Source organism: Paenibacillus profundus (assembly GCF_021369635.1).
GTDB classification, from domain to species: Bacteria; Bacillota; Bacilli; order Paenibacillales; family Paenibacillaceae; genus Paenibacillus_B; species Paenibacillus_B profundus.
The window spans coordinates 119,541-137,367 of record NZ_JAJNBZ010000001.1 but is presented as its reverse complement, the minus strand read 5'-3'; the positions used below and the strand labels follow the sequence as shown (position 1 = coordinate 137,367).

Genomic DNA, 17,827 nt, shown 5'->3' with positions numbered 1-17,827 from the left:
AGTTAGGCTGATAATGAAACATGCAGTCCTTCCTTTCTGCTCTGTTAGAGGTTGTTTAGAAAGCCCTCTTTCGAACACGAACCGTTAAAATTTGTCCAACGATATTGACCTATCATCCATTCGTCCATACATAGCTTTGCATGACGATTATTGCGATAGTATGTAAACAGGTCATGTCCAACTACATCCCAACATACGATAATGTTGTGCAAACCGTTTAAAGGGGGTACCCTGATGCAACAAGTTAAGCGTGTGCACCGCGCACTTATTACGCTGCTAATCATTCTATTTATCGTTTCCTTGGTCCCCGGTGCGACACGCGCAGAGCCGACAATGCCAGCGGCATGGAACAAGCAGCCGTCCGAAGAGGAGAAGCAATTGCTCCAGCAGAGCTTGTCCATCACCGAGCTCGACAAAGAAATTGAGCGGATTTCGGCACGAGAATCCGAAGCGGCCGCCAGCCGCAAGCAGACAGAGTCCGAGATTCTGAAGCAGGAAGCGGCTTTTGAGAACAAACGAGAGCAAGCGGGACGTGTCCTGCGCGCTTATTATATCGGTGAACGCGACATGATGCTGCAAGCTATCATGTCTGCGGATGAACTTGATGATTTGTTCATGTTGCTTGATTATTTTCAACTACTTTTTTATTCGGACCAAGAAATATTGGAGGAATACTCCAATCAGCTGACCAAACTGAATCAACTGCGGCGTAGTTTGGCTCAAACCGAACACGAGCTTACTGAAGTGCGTAAGCGGTTAGTCGATCAGCGCGGGCGCTTAATTACACTGCGGGAGAAATTCGATACGAATCTGGCTGACAGCAGCGACCCGCAAGCGATGAGCCGACTCATTCAAGAATTCACAACGTATTGGAAGAATGTCGGGCTCTTCGAAGTTAGACACTATTTCCGCGCACTAGCCGACGCGATGCAGAAGCTCCCCGATTTCGTGCAAAAAAGCGGGAGTATTAGCATGAACGGCAAAAACTATACGATAACGATACAAGAGGAACAGCTCAATCAATTTCTACGAGAGCAGGATCCGATATTCGAACAGTTCTTCTTCCGGTTCAAAGAAGGTGTCATTGCGGCAGAAGGAGAGCGTTCCGGCCTAAGCGTCCATATTGAAGGCCGCTATACATTGGAAGCAGAGCCCGAGAACAGAATTCTGTTTCATGTGGATCAAATGCTGTTCAACGGGTTAGAACTTCCAGATACAACGCGTCAAGATTTGGAGCAAGAGTTTGATCTCGGGTTCTATCCACAGAAGCTCGTTTCTTTCTTAGAAGCAACTGACGTCGCCATTACTGATAAACAAATCACAGTACAATTAACGGTCAAATGGTAGAGCAAACAAAGAATCAGCAGATTATTTATCCATTGTCTGCTGATTCTTCTTTCTATTTCTTCGGCCAAGCCTGATTTAATTGGGCTTTAGTCAAATCCGCATCCATCCACCGCCGAACGGAGGCCATCCAGGACTCCAACGGTCCTGCCTTCTGAATTAGATTGATTTCGTTGACATCATAGGGCAGGAAAGGCTGAGGCAGCCACTGAAGGATGTCCTTCCACGGCTCCATGTAGGCTTGTTCGTGCACAGGAAGTACGGATAACGTATCATACCAATCATGCTGGACAGATAGACGCGTCATGTAATCAATCCAACGCCTTGCTTCGGCTTCGTTAGGTGAATGTGCAGCGATAACGTAACTGCGGCTGGCCACCCATAGCCCCGCCGGCAGCTTGACTTCTCCCGGCGGCTCAATGACGAGCGGATCGCTCACTTCCAATACGGCTTCTGAGTATGGGACGATGGCAAAGCCGATTTCTCCGGATTTCAGCAAATCCCATGTCTCACTGCCGCTAGCTTCCTTCTTCCATGCTTTAAAGTGGGTGAGGTACGGTTCTAGCTCTGACACGTGTTGACTCCATGTTACAGCTGTCGCCCCCGCTCCGTTTACCGTACGCGTGGTGACCCAGTCTTTCTGTCCGTCCGGTGATGGATTGGACTCGGGCATGAGAAGGCCAAGACGCCACAGCATGGATAGCAGCGCATAATCATCCTGCTCATGCCAAGCAAACCATGTTGCCGGCAGTTGTTCGGTGGGAGGTGTCTCGTCCGACGGTACTGCAGTCTGGTCCTCCTTCTTCGGCTCTCCGCCGCCTAACGCGCCAGAACCCTGCTGACCAACCGATGGTAAAGAAGTCTCCTTCGATGCAAACAACTGCTTCCAGTCCTCCCATTTCGATGGAAGCGGCGTTCCGAACTTGAGCTTGTCTTTATTCCATACCAACACATACGGATCCAACTGTGCGGGCTCTGCCCATGCATATCCGTTCCACTTAATCCGATCGTTCAACCAAGCTGGAGATGCTTCACTGCCATTGGAAGATGGCTCCATCGGGAGCAGCCACCCTTTTTGGGCATACCATTTGACTGAGTTGCTGTCCGTCAATATTATATCCGCGCTGTCTTGCATTTGCAGCTCACGCGGCCATTGTTCTGATGCTTGTTCATCATTTGCGTTCACAAGTTCAACGAAGATGCCCGTTTCATCTATAAACGTCTGGTTCAATTTGCGCATCTGAATGAAAGACATCGGCGATAAGTGAACAGCGACTTTCAACTGCTTCCATGTTTCATTCTTCTTCGACTGTGGAGGATGCTTGGCAACCTCGTTCTGTGAAGGCTCCGATTCCGTGAACGTTGGAACGCTGCCGCTGAACTGAGAGAGTAAGAGTAACGAAATGACGATCATCAATACAGCTACTAGCGTCTTTTTCAGGTTCGGCATCGCTCTCTCCTTCCTATTATCAGATCATTCAAATCAATATTCCTATTGTAGCACTCAAGTCCGATTCTTGTCCCCTAAGCAAAGCAAATCTTTTTAAGAAAAAAGAGCCTATGGCACTATTCCAAAGGCTCTTTTTTACCGTATTGCCATGCTTCGTTACAGCAGATCGGCTGCTAACTGAGCTAGACGAGAACGTTCCCCTTTTTCCAAAGTGATGTGACCGCTAATGCTCTCCGACTTGAATCGTTCCACCAAATAGGTCAGTCCATTGCTTGCAGAGTCCAGATACGGATGGTCAATCTGTGCCGGGTCGCCCATCAACACGATTTTGCTGCCTTCACCAACCCGGGAAACAATCGTCTTCACCTCATGCCTAGATAAGTTCTGCGCCTCATCGATAATAATGAATTGCCCCGGAATGGATCGTCCGCGAATATACGTTAACGCCTCCACCTGGATACTGCCCATGCCGAGCAATATTTTCTCAATATCGCCCGCTTTCTTCGTGTCGAACAGAAATTCAAGGTTGTCATATATCGGCTGCATCCACGGCCGCAGCTTCTCTTCCTTCTCTCCCGGCAAATAACCGATATCTTTCCCCATCGGAACGACCGGTCTTGCAATGAGCAGCTTCTTGTATTTCCGGTCATCCTCTACTTTCAATAAACCCGCTGCAAGCGCTAATAACGTCTTACCGGTTCCTGCCTTCCCTGCCATCGTCACCAACGGGATGTCATCGTTCAGCAGCAGTTCCAACGCCATGCGCTGCTGTGCGTTGCGTGCAGTAATGCCCCACACCGGATCATTGCTCAGGAACAGCGGTTCTAGCTTGCTTGCATCCGCATTCACTTTTAGCAACGCCGACTTACTCGTCCCCATACTATCCTTTAAGATAACGAACTCGTGAGGTTGCAGCGCCGTCTTCAGCTGGAGATTCTTCACTTGTAAAAACCGGTACGAATAGAACTCATCTATCACTCCAGGATGAACGAACAAGGTGACGCTTCCGCCATACAGATCATCACCGGATTGTACAGTGCGATCTGATATATAATCCTCGGTATGAAGCCCAAGCACGTCCGCTTTAATGCGCACGAGAACGTCCTTGCTGACAAGAATCACTTCAGCGGGAGCATCCGTCTGCTGCTGCTCCGAATGATAATTGAGGGCGACCGCCAATATGCGGTTATCGTTTGTTATCTCTCCGAACATTTCCTGCACCCTGACGAAGCTGCGATGATTTAGCTCTACAGTAAGCCTGCCTCCGTTATGAAGCGGCACTCCGCTGTGCAAGTGGCCCTCTTCCCTCAATCTGTCTAACTGACGGGATACGGTGCGGGCATTGCGTCCGATTTCATCGGCATTTCGCTTTTTAGAATCCATTTCCTCGAGCACAACAGCGGGAATAATAACTTCGTTAGCTCCAAAGGCAAACAACGCATTTGGATCATGCAGCAGCACATTTGTATCCAATACAAAGATTTTATTCATACGATCTCCCTTTCGCACGGACAATATCGCTTACATGTATCGGCTTGCGACCTCTTACTGTGTTACATAAAAAATGTAGACGTCGTTCACACTATAACCAGTAGCAATGCTGCAATTTTTATTAACAAACGTCAAAGAAAGGAACGATGAAATATGCGTAGTTTGCTTGTTGCCATGCTCATCATCGGGCTGCTTGCTGGATGCGGCACCGCCAAGAAACAAGCTTCACCCCACAGCAACTCGTATCATACGAAGTCGAATACGGCGAACAACGCCAAGCAACCGATTCGGGATGCCGCTGCAGTCAAAGAACACCTAGCTTCCTTGGCAAGAAACGTTCCCGGCGTACGCGGTGTCAATTGTGTTGTATTCGGTAATACAGCTATCGTAGGTATTGATGTAGATGCGAAGTTAGAACGTTCCCGCGTCGGAACAATCAAATATTCTGTGGCCGAAGCATTAAGCAAAGACAAATACGGGGCGAATGCGATTGTGACGGCAGATATGGACATTAATGAACGATTGCGCGAAATTTCGGCTGCTACGAAGCAGGGTCATCCAATTGCTGGATTTACGAATGAATTGTCCGACATTATCGGGCGTATCGTGCCTCAGTTTCCCAATAGTGTAAAGCAAATGCAACCACCGTCCCATACGGAAAATCCTAAAATGAAAAAATCGATGTAGCTTGCAGCCGCATTCTGCAAGATGAAATGGACAAGCTCCAATAACGCACGAAAAGCCTAGTATATACACTAGGCTTTTCGCATGGCTTCAAATACTTGACCGTCCAGCTTATCTGCTGCACGCTTGTCATACGTCTTCTCATATTGTGGCATCGCGTTGAGCCGCGCACCATAGAACATGGCATCGCGGACCGATGTAATATCAATGTCAAAGCAAGCCAACTTCAAAGGAACTGCCGGCAGCGGTTCCTCGATAAGCGAAGCTTGGCCGTATACGGCCGTGACCGTATTGGTTCCGAAAATCGTCACGGCAACCGAACGATGCTGCTTCATGTTGTCAACTAACCGGGAGCGCAGGTCAATGGCGATGCGAAGCTTGCGCTCATTAATGGCATGAACCCACGATATGGCGCTCGTCGTTGGTCCACCCGATTCGGCATCGGTCGTATGAAGCAGAATGAACGACTCTTGTTGTAATTGGGCAAATAGAGCGTCATGAAGTGCAGCGTTATTTTCGGACATCAATCAGACCTCCTAAACAAGTTCGCGGCTACAATTTATTGTATTATAACATAAGGAAAAAATTGCATCTACTTATCCACTTGCCCAAGCTAATGAGTGTTCCTCTATGCCGCAGGAGCTGTTGTATTGTCGCTGTCGGTTCCTGGCGAACCACTATCGCCATCAGCTGGCTGCGCTGCTTTCAACGATCGTCCGGCGAGCACATCCTTTAACGCTTGCTTGCCTTGCTCCAATTGCTCTGCGTTTACGTAAATATACGGACTCTTCCAGTCCCCATCGACAGGCATATAGTGAATATCATTCCGATTAATGCCGATATATGTCGTCAGCGAGTTACGGATTTGACTTGGCGTCATGTCAATTTTGAAATTATTCGCCATTGCGTCAATAATATCTGTAATTTTAGCAATTCCGCCCAACGTTTGCATTTTTCCGACAAGCTCTTTCAAGACCGCGTTTTGCCGCACGTTCCGATCCCCATCTGACGTTCCCTTCGTCATTGGACGACAGTTTGATTTGCGGTAACGGACAAAATCCAACGCATTTTTCCCGTCAAGAGTTTGGGCTCCGGCGCTCAAATTAATATTCGTTCCGTCCGCCCGGTCACGGTAGCACATGTTCTGATCCACGTTCACATCAATACCGCCGACCGCATCAACCACATCGACGAAGCCTTTAAAGTCAATGACCGCTGCGTAGTCAATGTCAATATCCAAATACATGCCTAGCATCGCTTTCATTTCATCCTCCGGCGATAGGCTGTCAAGCTTGCCTTGCTCTTTAAGATTGAAAAATTTAGGATAATAATGATTCAGCTTGTCTGGGGTATACCCCGTTAATTCGAAATAAGTATCGCGCGGCAATGACACAAGAACCGCTTCCTGTGTCTCGGGATGCATGGCGCCCACCATAACGATGTCGGTACGGCGTCCCGGCAATTCCGGCCGGTAGTCGATTCCGAGCAGTATGAACGAGAACGGTTCTTTCGTCGGCGACAACGTTTCTTGCACCGTGCCGCTTCCTCCGCCCTCTTTGCTTACAGTCGATATGTTCTCTAGCTTATTATTGGCATAGAGCAGCAAATATCCCGCATAACAAATGATGCCGATAGATACAATGAGCACGACGATAAGCGTCACCTTCAACCATTTCGGTATTCCCCGCTTAGTGTTAGATGCCTTACGCCGCTGCGGTTTCTGTCTCGGTGGCAATGGTGTCGATGAATTCATATCTTCCCTCACTTACCCACTATATTTCGGATTACATTCGATATCTGTCCATAGACGTTCCGCTTCCTCGCGCTCAACCTGTTGCTTATGAAGTTCTCCGTCACACCGATACGTTATGACGTATTGTTCCTGTTCTACATCCAGGCTGGCCTCAAAGGATGTCAACTTATGATCCTCCCTCAATATATCCGCAAAAAAATGAAGCGTTTCCTTCGCAGCATGATCGTCCGGACGCGCTTCAGATACAATGTGGATTTGCAGCCAATTAAATAAAGCGACTTGCAGCTTCATCATCTGAACCGTTCTCCCTTTCTCTTATCTGTCCTGGAAAATCGGATAACAGCGAGCGGCTAGTTTCTCTGATCGGTCGTCTTCTTGCGCCGCGCTTCGACGAAATAACGAATACGCACCATAAACATTAGGGCTACCGCCACAAAGAGGCACTGGACGATGGGCAGCTTATCAATCTGAAAAATAAGCAGTATAAATGCGCCCAGCGCCATAAACAGATAGATGAATATTTCTTTGAGGATAGGCAGCTTTTGCACGCGAAACACTTTGTTGAAAATATAAACAATAAACACAAAAATGAGCAAGTAGCTAACATAAGGATGAGATGCCAGCCATTGTTGCATGTGAACGGTCACTCCTTTACCAAAGTTGTCCAAATCCCATTATACATGGGATTCGGACGTTTTGCGCATTTTTTCTGCTCGTTCACGTTCACTTTTGTTCAAAATTTTCTTACGCAGTCGAACCGATGACGGTGTAATTTCACAATATTCGTCGTCGTTCAAATATTCCAGCGCATGCTCGAGGGAGAACAGGCGAGGTGTCTTCATCTTCACCGTATCTTCTTTTGTAGCGGAGCGGACGTTCGTCAGCGCCTTCTCCTTGCAGATATTAACGACGATATCATTGTCACGGTTATGTTCGCCGACAATCATGCCTTCGTACACTTCCGTTCCTGGATTTACAAATAAAATACCGCGATCTTCGACCGATAAAATTCCGTAGAGCGTCGTAGAACCAGTCTCTGTCGATACGAGCACGCCTTGGTGACGTCCGCCGACTTGACCTCCGACATAAGGGCCGTAATGATCGAAGGCATGGTTCATAATTCCGTATCCGCGCGTCAATGTCAGGAAGTTCGTGCTGTAGCCGATAAGACCACGGGCCGGAATCAAGAACTCGAGCCGGATTTGTCCAGTGCCTTGATTAATCATGTTTACCATTTCCGCTTTTCTTGTGCCTAAGCTTTCCATGACAGCTCCCATAGAATCCTCAGGGATATCGATTAGCAAGCGCTCGATCGGCTCCTTCTTCTGCCCATCAATCTCTTTAATGATAACTTCAGGCTTCGATACTTGCAGCTCGTAACCTTCACGGCGCATGTTCTCGATTAGAATGCCAAGGTGCAGTTCCCCGCGGCCAGATACGATAAACGCGTCAGGGCTGTCCGTATCTTCAACCCGAAGGCTGACATCGGTCTCCAGCTCTTTCATCAGACGTTCGCGCAGCTTGCGCGAAGTGATCCATTTTCCTTCACGACCGACGAACGGGCTGTTGTTGACCAGGAACGTCATTTGCAGCGTAGGCTCATCGATATGAAGAACAGGCAGTGCTTCCGGCTTAGAAGCGTCAGCAAGTGTCTCTCCAATGTTAATATCCTTGATGCCGGCAATGGCAACAATATCGCCCGCGCCCGCTTCTTCCCGCTCGATGCGCTTCAAGCCTTGGAAGCCGAACAGCTTCTCGATCCGGGCTTGCTTCACTTGACCTTCCCGGTTAATAACGGCAACCGATTGGCCTTGGCGCACACGTCCACGGTTAATGCGGCCGATGGCGATGCGTCCCATATACTCGTTATAATCAAGCAGCGTGACCAGGAATTGGAACGGTTCATCCGGATTCTCCTGCGGCGCAGGAATATGAGAGACGATGGTCTCATACAGCGCCTGCATGTTCTCATCCTGCTTCTCTGGCTCTGGATCCAGACTTGATGTACCGTTCAGAGCGGATGCGTAAACGACAGGAAAATCAAGTTGCTCATCATTCGCTTCCAGCTCAATGAACAACTCGAGCACTTCATCGATGACTTCATCAGGCCGAGCATTAGGACGGTCGATTTTATTAACGACGACGATTGGCGTCAATTGGTGCTCCAGCGCTTTGCGCAGCACGAATTTCGTCTGTGGCATACATCCTTCAAACGCATCTACGACCAGCAGCACGCCGTCAACCATTTTCATAATGCGCTCTACTTCTCCGCCGAAATCGGCGTGTCCAGGCGTATCGACAATGTTAATCAAGTAATCTTTGTACGTAATAGCCGTATTTTTCGCCAAGATCGTAATTCCGCGCTCACGCTCCAAATCATTGGAGTCCATGGCGCGTTCGTGCACGTGTTCATTATCACGGAATGTTCCGGATTGCTGCAGCAGCTTGTCGACGAGAGTCGTCTTCCCGTGATCGACGTGAGCGATAATAGCGATATTACGGATTTGATTTCTTTCTTGCATAAAGTAAATCTTTCCCTTCTAGTTATGGATAAAATTAACATTCAGAAACGGCCAAGAATAAAGACGCCGAAGGGCGGCGTCTCTTCTCCGTAGACGGTGCCAAATGAACTGACTGAATTGATATTATCTGAAGCGGCTGCGTACACCGCCAAACACCAATGCTGCGCCAACAAATATGAGCGCGACAGCGATCATATACGTTCCAACCGCAAAGACTAACATAAGGGTAAGCATCGCTATGCCTACTCCTCCGAACAAGAGCGCACCTAACCAGGCCCCGCGAGGATGATGTGGATCGTACACATAGTACCCGTACAAACCGAGAGCAATGCCAATCAGCAGCAATGGCCATAACAGGCCAAACAGCCGCCAATGAATCCAATGGCTCGCCATGAACAGCAGACCATACACCGTCAGCATGCCGGCAGGTACAAGCGCAATAGGCGGAGCGAGGCGAGCCCGCACGAGTCCATATACTGCCACTCCGATAACAAACAGAATGAGCGGCCACATTGTTCCGCCGATAAAGGCGAATGCTCCCCATTTCCCCAACAAGATAATAAAGCCCGCCACCAATATAACGATGCCGATCACTCGTTGATTCTTAGCCATATGTCTACCTCCCATGTGTCCAAAGGCTCATTATGGGTTGGACATAATACGACGCAATTCGCGTCTTTTTTTACTTTTTCTAGTGTATATGAAAGTTCGCAAAAATACCACCTCATCCGAAAAAAAAGCGTTTCTTTCATAACAACGGCAACAACAGCAGCTATACTTCGTAATCAAAGGTGACTTTTTCAATGGCCTCTCATACAAAAAAACTTCCTGCCATGCCAGATTCGACAAGGGAACAGGAAGAGTGCTATCAATGAATCGCCCCGACCTTAGTCTACCCGGATACGGTCCTGATACCGAATCACTGTACCAACGATCATGACGAGCGCAACCATAGCCCACGGGAACCCGTGGTGCAAGCTCATCCACAATCTAGGCATCCATAGCGCCAACCGTTCATCCGAAGCAATCATCTCTCCTGCCGTAAATCCAAGGATGCCAGAACCAGCAAAGATCAATAAAGGCATGCGCTGCAGCCATTTGCTAATGATGGTGCTGCCCCACACAATGATGGGAATGCTCAATGCAATTCCGATAATAATATAGGTCATTTGACCCTTGGCTATTGCAGCGATAGCCAGCACGTTATCCAAGCTCATCACGAAGTCTGCGATCAGGATGGTCTGAACTGCGCTCCATAAAGAGAAGGATGCCCCATCCCGTGAGTGGGCGTGGCTCCGATCCGCCAGTAGTTGTACGGCGATAACGAAAAGCAATAGCCCTCCTGCCGCCTTCAGGAGCGGGATTTGGATCAGCCACATAGCTACCACGGTCAAGAGGCAGCGCAGCAGCACGGCTCCGCCCACTCCCCACCATACCGCTTGCTTCCGCTTCGGTTCCGGCAAATGTTGGCTCGACATGGCAATAACGACGGCATTGTCTCCGCTCAACACGAGATTAATGACCAGTATTTCAGCTAACAGCCACAATGATTCCACTGCCCGTCCCTCCCCTGTTTAAGGTCTATGTTGGAGGAAGACGGGCTAGACCATTTTTTAGAACCAATCGCCGTGAGTGGAATCCGCACCTGGCACGTCGCTGTTATGATTTATTTCCTGTTGTTCCTTATGTTCAGTCTTTCCTTTATTAGCGTTAATTACGATAGCATCATCCGGATGTCCACCCGCTCGTAAAATGATCGCTTCCGTTCCTTCTACCGCAGCTGCAATTAATTGTTCGAGCTCGGGAATCGATTGTTCTACCCGTTCCACGACGTTGAGATTCGGGTTCGTTGCAGGCGATTTTGGAACAAATAGCGTACAGCAATCTTCATACGGCAAAATCGACAAGTCGTATGTGCCGATTTGCTCAGCATATCTTATAATTTGCTCCTTGTCCATGGCAACGAGTGGACGCAGCAAAGGAAGATCGCTCACCCGTCCTATCACATTCATGCTGCCAAGCGTCTGACTTGCCACTTGACCCAAGCTGTCTCCCGTTACGATCGCCATCGCTTTACGCTCCTCTGCCAACTGCGTAGAGATGCGCAGCATTGCGCGACGCATAAGTGTAATGAGCAAATTCTCATGGCCTGATTGATGCAGCCGAGTCTGGATATCAGTGAACGGAACCAAATGTACACGTATGCGTCCGGCATAATTAGCGAGCACCTGTGCCAAGTCAAGCACCTTCTGCTTCGCACGTTCGCTTGTGAATGGATAGCTGTGAAAATGAATGGCCTCCACTTCCAAGCCTTTGCGCAGCGCTTGATAACCAGCTACCGGACTGTCTATGCCGCCGGACAACAGCAGCATCGCTTTGCCATTCGACGACAGCGGAAAGCCGCCCGCCGCCTTAATTACTTCACTGAATAAATACGTTGACCCTTCCCGCACTTCTACACGGAGCTCGATTTCGGGCTGATGCACATCCACCTTCAGCTGCGGGAACTCACGCAGTACCGGCGCGCCGACAAGGTGCTGCAGATCCTGCGATCCATGCGGGAAAGCCTTCCATGCCCGGCGTGCGTTTACCTTGAACTTAGTATCCGGTCCCGGATTCATTTCTTGCATCAGCTTCTTGGCCGTTTCAATAATCGGCTCCAGCTCGGAAGGTGCCCGTTTTACCGGACTGAGCGAGACGATGCCGAAGATGTGCTTCAGCACATCAATGACATCTTGAAACGGTTCGCCATTCAGTTCCACATACAATCTTCCGTACTCTTTAATGATGTTCGTGCGCGGAAACGGCGCAAGCACGGCCTTGACGTGGTGGTAGGCCGCTTTTTCAAAGCGGCTGCGGTTCTTCCCTTTAATTGCAATTTCTCCGTATCGCAGAAGAATCATATCGTAATCCATAGTAGCTTGTTTACCTGCCTTTCATGCTTTCTTCTAGAGGTTCTCGCCAGCGAATGCTTCCGATGTAGTTTTCTTACGAAAACTTGTGCTTCTCGGTGCTAAAAAGTGACCTTTCTAAATACATACTTCTATCTCTTCATTAACGGTCGCAATTGTTCGGTCACTTCCGTGAACGCTTCAGTTAAGCGGGCGATATCTCGCTCGGAACAGCTCGCATCCAGACTGATTCTTATCCCGCTTGAGGCTCTGGACGTATCTTGCGTCATAGCCAAGAGAACACGGCTTGGCTTGTGCATCTTCGAGGAGCATGCAGACTGCGTCGATACGATGATCCCCCGTTCCTCGAGTGCATGCACGACTACTTCGGACTTCATTCCTGGGAACGATATATTAATAATGTGCGGTGCGGCAAGCGGAATATCAGGACTGTTATTAACGAGCGGTTTAAGCGTTCGCAGCTGTTTCAAAGCGCGCTCTCGTAATGAGACGAGCTTCTCATAATTGCTCGGCTGACCTTCGGCAGCCAAGCGAATGGCTTTGGCCAGGCCGACGATGCCTGGCACATTTTCCGTACCTGGCCGAAACCCATGCTCCTGCTTGCCGCCGTATAAGAGTGGCTTCAATGGTACTTCTCTGCGTCTAATTAATATCCCTGATCCTTTAGGTCCGCCGATTTTATGTCCAGACAAGCTGTACAAGTCGATTCCCCACTGGCGGATATCCACCGGAACTTTTCCAAGGCCCTGAACTCCATCCACATGGAAGGAGACTTTCGGATATCGGCTCAACACGCTGCCGATTTCCGCTAAAGGCTGCAGAGATCCCGTCTCGTTGTTGACATGCATCACGCTCACCATAATAGTATGCGGACGAATTGCCGCTTCGATTTGTTCTGGTTGAACGCATCCGTTCTTATCAACAGGGATATACGTAATGTCCATCCCTTCCCGTCCCAACTGCTTATAGCACTCATATACCGAAGCATGCTCCACTTCGGACACTATCATATGTCTAGGCTTGCCATCTATCGCATGAGCGCGTGCGGTACCGAATACGGCAAGGTTGTTGCTTTCTGTCGCCCCTGAAGTAAAAATAACTTCTGAAGCATGAACGTTCAAAGCACGCGCTACAACCTCTCTGGCTCGCCGAATGAGCTGTTCCGCTTGGCCGCCGGCTTGATGAATCGACGACGGATTAGCATACACCTGCTCCATGACCTCGGTAATCGTCCGAATGACGTCCGGGTGAGGAGGCGTCGACGCACTATGGTCGCAATACAACAGTGGTAAGTTCAAGCGAACCCCTCCTTGTCACAACAAAAAAGATCAAAGCAGCATTAGAGTTCCAACTTCTCACTCCGCCGTTGTTGATCCCCATGTGTTTGATTCATATTCATTTATTTTACACGTTTTATATAAAAATCACCATCATTTTTCGGAGTGGCGGTGACTGAACACGCTGGGTACCCTTTGCTTTCCAGCAAACAAAGAAAAAGCTTGACGCCGGCTCTGCCGGGTCAAGCTTTTTTTAAAATTTATGCATAATAAGAAAGGAGCAGCAGTCGAACTATTGCAGAGAACAATCCAATAACAACCGCAAATGTCCCCGACGTTCGACTGCCTTGCATATAAGCGAGCACGCCTAACCCGGCGCCGCTTAATCCCAATGCAATCGGAAATAAAATAAGAGAAATGATTGAAAAAATAATGGCCAGCGTGCCCACTCCGGAAGAATGATCGATTTGCGTTCGCTCGATCGTATCATTTCTTGCATCGCCGAGCGGCAGCGTCCCCGCTTCCGCAGCAAATTCAACGTCATGATTTTCATCTTGTATCTTGCGTTCTCGCTGACGCTTCAAGCGACGGGCATGGCGTTTATTATGACTTGCCATCGACTCTCACTCCTTGCTGGTTACAGTGCAAACGGAGCTGTTAACTGCCGCCAAAATGGTTAACGTCTTATTTCTCCACAAATGTCTGACAACATGTCACGGACGATTTGGAAGCGGTATCCTTATGATCCGCACCAAATTCATTCCCAAATTCTTCATTGTGTGACGCATTGGCGTGCTTGTCGATGTCGATCATAATTTCTTCCGCCTGACAACGATAATTGCCCCAGAACTTACAATTGGAAACACTGCATTTAACTAACGGTTTTTCAATCACAGCAATCACCTCCGATTACATGATGTCCGGGGATGACGCGTGGTATCCTGCAATTGAGTGCCAACTTCTAACGAAATAGAAGCCCCATGGCAAACATGGGGCTTCTTCGTATTACTGCATAATTTAGATAGCATCTATTTCTGACTCTGCATCCGGCGCTGCGTCAAATAATCACTTTCATAATAGGCCAATTCATCGCGCAGCTCTTCGAACCCTTTCGTTATGTCCAACACGACATCTCTGACCATCCGAACCGGCTTCATGCGGAAGCGAATGGCATCTTGACCAGTATAAGCATAGCGTCCATCTTCAGAGTAGCACTCATTCTTCGGATAAAAGAAAGCATTCACACATTGGTGATATACGTCATACAGAACCCGTTCGGCAAACCTTTCATCGAAATTGGCTCTGCGCAGTGTCACGCCCAAACGCTCGTAGCAATCTTCGGAAAAAACGAGCACATGACGCAAGTCTGTCAAAAAACCTTTATAAAAGCTGACCGACTCAATATCTTGATCGTTCTGGACGAGCTGCGGCAGCGTATACTCATTCAAAAACATTTCAAGCTTACCAATTGCATATTTCAGTCTGTCTCTTGAGACTTCACACAGTTGCTTCACATTGGATGCTGGCATGAGAGCTCCTCCTTGCATGTTCAAAAGGTCAATTTCCAACTCCGAGAAGGTGCAAGATTCGATGCCGAATGACACATCTTGCGATGCTTCGTGATGAAAAGGGACGCTGTTGATTCATATGACTGGAATGATTATCTTACCTCCATCATCCTACCACAAAAATGAATGAAAGAGTACTCCTTTCCAACCAATGTTTGGCTGCCACGCAGTACGGTATAAATTTGTAGCCGTCTTCTCAAGCTATAGCTAAAAGAGGTTTAGTAACCGCTGTTTCTGCGGACCAAGATGCAATATGGCAGAAATGGACACGGCATGCTACAGGGAGGAATCATGAATGCAACGTCGATATGTGGTAGGGGCTTTTGCACTCGGTGTAGCAGTGCTCGCGCTGCCGCTGTTATGGTCATCGGATCGCAATTCTCATTCGAACGGCATGACAACAGCGTCACAGGAAAAGAACGCCAAACACCAAATATTACAACAGGATATGCTGTTTACAGGGCGATTGTTCGCTATGGACTCGAGACGGGACATGGAGGTTGCGCTAACGGAGTGGAAGCAGCAATCGCCAGAGCAGATGCATGCATTGGCTGACGAATTCATGCAGTCACACCCTCATTTTGTATATGTGAAATGGGTCGATATGGGCAAATCCACAGAATGGGTGAAGGGTCAACTTCCAAAGGATGAGTCATGGCAAACCAATAAACGAGTGAAAGACTATATTCAATCCGCGAAGACCAATGTTACGAAGCGTCAATCATACACGTCGCCCGAGCTGATGATTAACGGTAAAAATCATGTGGTGATGGGAATTCCATCCCCACATTCCGATCATGGCATTATCGCTCTGATCAATCAGCACGTCGTACAAACAGTGCGGAAGCATCAACAAAAAAACTTGCGCCTCGTTCCTTACCCGCCGGAATCCAAATATCGGGTTAAATCAGTCGATTCTTCTTCCATGCGGGATGTAAAGGTACAGGATGGTGAAGACAACGCAGGTACTAGCCACTATTATCAAAATGAAATCGTCGTCCGCTTCCGAAAAGACCCGGATATGAAACAAATGAAGCAAATGATTAAGGATACCGGATGCGAACACCCGCGCAAGCTTGGTTACACTTACGTGTTTCGTTCGAAACGGATGACGGCCGAGCAGATGCAGCAGTATTTCTCGCAGTTTAATCCCATTTATATAGAGCCTCATTTTCTGTATATGACGAATGGGAACAATTCGCTCAGATCATCCCCGCCGACAAGCCAACTGCCGCTAAATACGGATAATGAGGGCATCGGCGTAGCTGTGGAAGAACCAAACGACGCACTCTACAAGGCTTACCAATGGAACTTGCCGAGCATTCATACCAACCGCGGCTGGTCGATGACGAAAGGGCAAAAGGATGTCATTGTTGCGATTGTGGATACAGGCGTCGATTTAAAGCATCGGGATTTGCAGGGCAAGTTATTAAAGGGCTACAACGTCTTCGACCCGAATAATCCCCCGCAGGATGACGTCGGCCACGGCACACACGTTGCAGGCATCATCGGAGCAACTGTGAACAACGGCGAAGGAGTCGCCGGCATGACCTGGTATAACCCAATCCTGCCTGTTAAAGCGTTGGACAGCGACGGTTCTGGAACGTCATACTCTGTAGCGGAGGGAATTATATGGGCTACAGACAATGGGGCCAAGGTCATCAATCTTAGTCTTGGCAACTATGTAGACGGTGCGTTTTTGCATGACGCAGTGAAATATGCTTTTGATCGCGATGTGGTGCTCATTGCCGCAACCGGCAATGATAACACAAAACGACCAGGGTATCCTGCCGCTTATCCGGAAGTATTTGCCGTCTCCGCTACGGATGAGAACCAGAAACGGGCTTCTTTTTCAAACTACGGCAACTATGTCGATGTAGTCGCACCAGGTTCGTCCATCGCGAGCACCTATCCGAGCAACCAATATGCGGCGCTGTCGGGGACATCTATGGCATGTCCGCACGTATCGGCGCTTGCAGCACTCATCCGCTCGGTCAATTCGGGGCTGAAAAATACCGAGGTGTACGACATTATGCGCCAAAGCGTCGTAGATCTCGGGTCACCGGGCAAGGATCAATATTTTGGATACGGTCTCATTGATGTGGCAAGAGCGTTAAGTATGGCCGAGCAAGGCAATACGTCGCTGTCATTGTTCCCGCAAAATATTAACCGGCAATTAAAGCTGGCGATTGAACAATTTATTAAGTAATCACAACGCAAAATGGTGGAGCAGGAATAATCTCCTGCTCCACCGTTTTTTGTTGCAATAAAATGAGCTGTCCTTCAAGTGTATTTATCTACTGTTGGGACAGCTCCTTAAGTTTCATGATATCCAATTATGATCACGAAGATGTTCTGGTAGCATATCGACGTGATAGCATCGGAAAGTTTGCCGTAAGCCGGGTTCTGTACTCATCGTGGTATCGCGGGAGCTACCCTTCCACTAATAAGTGACAATCATCTATCTAGGCCGTACATTGCTGTACAGCTCCAGCGACCAACCCAGACGCTCCTCGGGCCGAGGTTGCCCTTAGCGGGCTTGCGTCCCATTAGGTCTTGCTCCAGATGGGGTTTACCAGGAACGAAGTCACCAGCGTTCCTCGTGGTCTCTTACACCACGGTTCCACCCTTGCCTGTACCGCATAAGCGGCCATCGGCGGTCCATTTCTGTGGCACTATCCTTCAGCTTGCGCTGACTGGACGTTATCCAGCATCCTGCCCTACGGAGCCCGGACTTTCCTCTCGTGACTTGCGCCACCAGCGATTGTCTGTCAAACTTTCCGTCAACATTCGTTAGTATACTAGGTTCGGGCCTGAAACTCAACC

General features: G+C 48.7%; 17 protein-coding genes and 1 other RNA gene. 3 read left to right on the top strand and 15 right to left on the bottom strand.

Translation table 11 applies throughout. From position 1 onward, the window contains the following. The first annotated feature begins 234 nt into the window (after positions 1-234). Complete coding sequence (locus tag LQV63_RS00595; RefSeq protein ID WP_233695329.1) at positions 235-1,347, top strand: hypothetical protein; 1,113 nt, start codon at positions 235-237, stop codon at positions 1,345-1,347. 52 nt (positions 1,348-1,399) lie between these two features. Here the strand turns inward: LQV63_RS00595 and LQV63_RS00590 are convergent, their stop codons facing one another. Together LQV63_RS00590 and LQV63_RS00585 are read right to left on the bottom strand one after the other, a co-directional pair. Then, the gene (locus LQV63_RS00590; RefSeq protein WP_233695328.1) at positions 1,400-2,794 is read right to left on the bottom strand and encodes an extracellular solute-binding protein; all 1,395 of its coding nucleotides are present in this window, start codon (positions 2,792-2,794) and stop codon (positions 1,400-1,402) included. A gap of 156 nt (positions 2,795-2,950) precedes the next feature. Beyond that, on the bottom strand, positions 2,951-4,285 hold the full coding sequence (locus tag LQV63_RS00585; protein ID WP_233695327.1) for a PhoH family protein: 1,335 nt from the start codon (positions 4,283-4,285) through the stop codon (positions 2,951-2,953). A 153-nt stretch (positions 4,286-4,438) separates the two neighbouring features. Between LQV63_RS00585 and LQV63_RS00580 the strand changes: the two genes are divergently transcribed. After that, entirely contained in the window at positions 4,439-4,972 is a 534-nt protein-coding gene (locus LQV63_RS00580) for a YhcN/YlaJ family sporulation lipoprotein (RefSeq protein ID WP_019422466.1), read from the top strand. Between the two features lie 68 nt (positions 4,973-5,040). On the opposite strand, the gene LQV63_RS00575 is transcribed toward LQV63_RS00580, so the two are convergent. The 12 genes from LQV63_RS00575 to LQV63_RS00520 all read right to left on the bottom strand — a co-directional run bounded on the left by LQV63_RS00575 (position 5,041) and on the right by LQV63_RS00520 (position 14,962). Beyond that, positions 5,041-5,493, bottom strand: a complete 453-nt coding sequence (locus LQV63_RS00575) for a pyridoxamine 5'-phosphate oxidase family protein (RefSeq protein WP_233695326.1) — start codon at positions 5,491-5,493, stop codon at positions 5,041-5,043. A gap of 104 nt (positions 5,494-5,597) precedes the next feature. Further along, complete coding sequence (locus LQV63_RS00570; protein WP_233695325.1) at positions 5,598-6,722, bottom strand: LCP family protein; 1,125 nt, start codon at positions 6,720-6,722, stop codon at positions 5,598-5,600. Between the two features lie 12 nt (positions 6,723-6,734). Further along, a complete protein-coding gene (locus LQV63_RS00565; protein ID WP_233695324.1) occupies positions 6,735-7,016 on the bottom strand; it encodes a hypothetical protein in 282 nt (93 codons plus the stop codon). Positions 7,017-7,072: 56 nt separating this feature from the next. Then, positions 7,073-7,357 carry a YlaH-like family protein gene (locus tag LQV63_RS00560; protein ID WP_019422470.1) on the bottom strand — a complete coding sequence of 95 codons (285 nt, stop codon included), beginning with the start codon at positions 7,355-7,357 and terminating at the stop codon, positions 7,073-7,075. A gap of 39 nt (positions 7,358-7,396) precedes the next feature. Next, positions 7,397-9,244 (bottom strand): translational GTPase TypA, encoded by a 1,848-nt coding sequence (gene typA / locus LQV63_RS00555; RefSeq protein ID WP_019422471.1) that lies wholly within the window; start codon positions 9,242-9,244, stop codon positions 7,397-7,399. Positions 9,245-9,367: 123 nt separating this feature from the next. Continuing rightward, positions 9,368-9,856, bottom strand: coding sequence for a hypothetical protein (locus tag LQV63_RS00550; RefSeq protein ID WP_019422472.1), 489 nt, complete (start codon positions 9,854-9,856; stop codon positions 9,368-9,370). Between the two features lie 275 nt (positions 9,857-10,131). Beyond that, on the bottom strand, positions 10,132-10,800 hold the full coding sequence (locus LQV63_RS00545; RefSeq protein ID WP_233695323.1) for a TerC family protein: 669 nt from the start codon (positions 10,798-10,800) through the stop codon (positions 10,132-10,134). A gap of 57 nt (positions 10,801-10,857) precedes the next feature. Then, positions 10,858-12,159 (bottom strand): tRNA uracil 4-sulfurtransferase ThiI, encoded by a 1,302-nt coding sequence (gene thiI, locus LQV63_RS00540; RefSeq protein WP_019422474.1) that lies wholly within the window; start codon positions 12,157-12,159, stop codon positions 10,858-10,860. Between the two features lie 128 nt (positions 12,160-12,287). After that, complete coding sequence (locus LQV63_RS00535) at positions 12,288-13,454, bottom strand: cysteine desulfurase family protein (RefSeq protein WP_233695322.1); 1,167 nt, start codon at positions 13,452-13,454, stop codon at positions 12,288-12,290. Positions 13,455-13,693: 239 nt separating this feature from the next. Next, positions 13,694-14,050, bottom strand: a complete 357-nt coding sequence (locus LQV63_RS00530) for a hypothetical protein (protein ID WP_233695321.1) — start codon at positions 14,048-14,050, stop codon at positions 13,694-13,696. A 67-nt stretch (positions 14,051-14,117) separates the two neighbouring features. Beyond that, positions 14,118-14,327, bottom strand: a complete 210-nt coding sequence (locus LQV63_RS00525) for a DUF1540 domain-containing protein (protein WP_019422477.1) — start codon at positions 14,325-14,327, stop codon at positions 14,118-14,120. A 134-nt stretch (positions 14,328-14,461) separates the two neighbouring features. Then, positions 14,462-14,962 (bottom strand): YpuI family protein, encoded by a 501-nt coding sequence (locus LQV63_RS00520; RefSeq protein ID WP_019422478.1) that lies wholly within the window; start codon positions 14,960-14,962, stop codon positions 14,462-14,464. Positions 14,963-15,296: 334 nt separating this feature from the next. Here LQV63_RS00520 and LQV63_RS00515 point away from each other — a divergent pair, with 334 nt between their 5' ends. Further along, positions 15,297-17,210: a S8 family peptidase gene (locus LQV63_RS00515; RefSeq protein ID WP_233695320.1), complete on the top strand. Its 1,914-nt coding sequence runs from the start codon at positions 15,297-15,299 to the stop codon at positions 17,208-17,210. Positions 17,211-17,381: 171 nt separating this feature from the next. Here the strand turns inward: LQV63_RS00515 and rnpB are convergent. After that, positions 17,382-17,781: RNase P RNA component class A (rnpB, locus tag LQV63_RS00510), an RNA gene on the bottom strand. Positions 17,782-17,827 lie beyond the last annotated feature (46 nt).

What these genes read in the sequence shown, in the direction of transcription:
- LQV63_RS00530 (WP_233695321.1), bottom strand. Translation starts at nt 14,050, where the DNA reads ATGGCAAGTCATAATAAACGCCATGCCCGTCGCTTGAAGCGTCAGCGA.
- LQV63_RS00580 (WP_019422466.1), top strand. Translation starts at nt 4,439, where the DNA reads ATGCGTAGTTTGCTTGTTGCCATGCTCATCATCGGGCTGCTTGCTGGA.
- LQV63_RS00560 (WP_019422470.1), bottom strand. Translation starts at nt 7,357, where the DNA reads ATGCAACAATGGCTGGCATCTCATCCTTATGTTAGCTACTTGCTCATT.
- LQV63_RS00565 (WP_233695324.1), bottom strand. Translation starts at nt 7,016, where the DNA reads ATGATGAAGCTGCAAGTCGCTTTATTTAATTGGCTGCAAATCCACATT.
- LQV63_RS00570 (WP_233695325.1), bottom strand. Translation starts at nt 6,722, where the DNA reads ATGAATTCATCGACACCATTGCCACCGAGACAGAAACCGCAGCGGCGT.
- LQV63_RS00515 (WP_233695320.1), top strand. Translation starts at nt 15,297, where the DNA reads ATGCAACGTCGATATGTGGTAGGGGCTTTTGCACTCGGTGTAGCAGTG.
- LQV63_RS00595 (WP_233695329.1), top strand. Translation starts at nt 235, where the DNA reads ATGCAACAAGTTAAGCGTGTGCACCGCGCACTTATTACGCTGCTAATC.
- thiI (WP_019422474.1), bottom strand. Translation starts at nt 12,159, where the DNA reads ATGGATTACGATATGATTCTTCTGCGATACGGAGAAATTGCAATTAAA.
- LQV63_RS00590 (WP_233695328.1), bottom strand. Translation starts at nt 2,794, where the DNA reads ATGCCGAACCTGAAAAAGACGCTAGTAGCTGTATTGATGATCGTCATT.
- LQV63_RS00550 (WP_019422472.1), bottom strand. Translation starts at nt 9,856, where the DNA reads ATGGCTAAGAATCAACGAGTGATCGGCATCGTTATATTGGTGGCGGGC.
- LQV63_RS00585 (WP_233695327.1), bottom strand. Translation starts at nt 4,285, where the DNA reads ATGAATAAAATCTTTGTATTGGATACAAATGTGCTGCTGCATGATCCA.
- LQV63_RS00520 (WP_019422478.1), bottom strand. Translation starts at nt 14,962, where the DNA reads ATGCCAGCATCCAATGTGAAGCAACTGTGTGAAGTCTCAAGAGACAGA.
- typA (WP_019422471.1), bottom strand. Translation starts at nt 9,244, where the DNA reads ATGCAAGAAAGAAATCAAATCCGTAATATCGCTATTATCGCTCACGTC.
- LQV63_RS00575 (WP_233695326.1), bottom strand. Translation starts at nt 5,493, where the DNA reads ATGTCCGAAAATAACGCTGCACTTCATGACGCTCTATTTGCCCAATTA.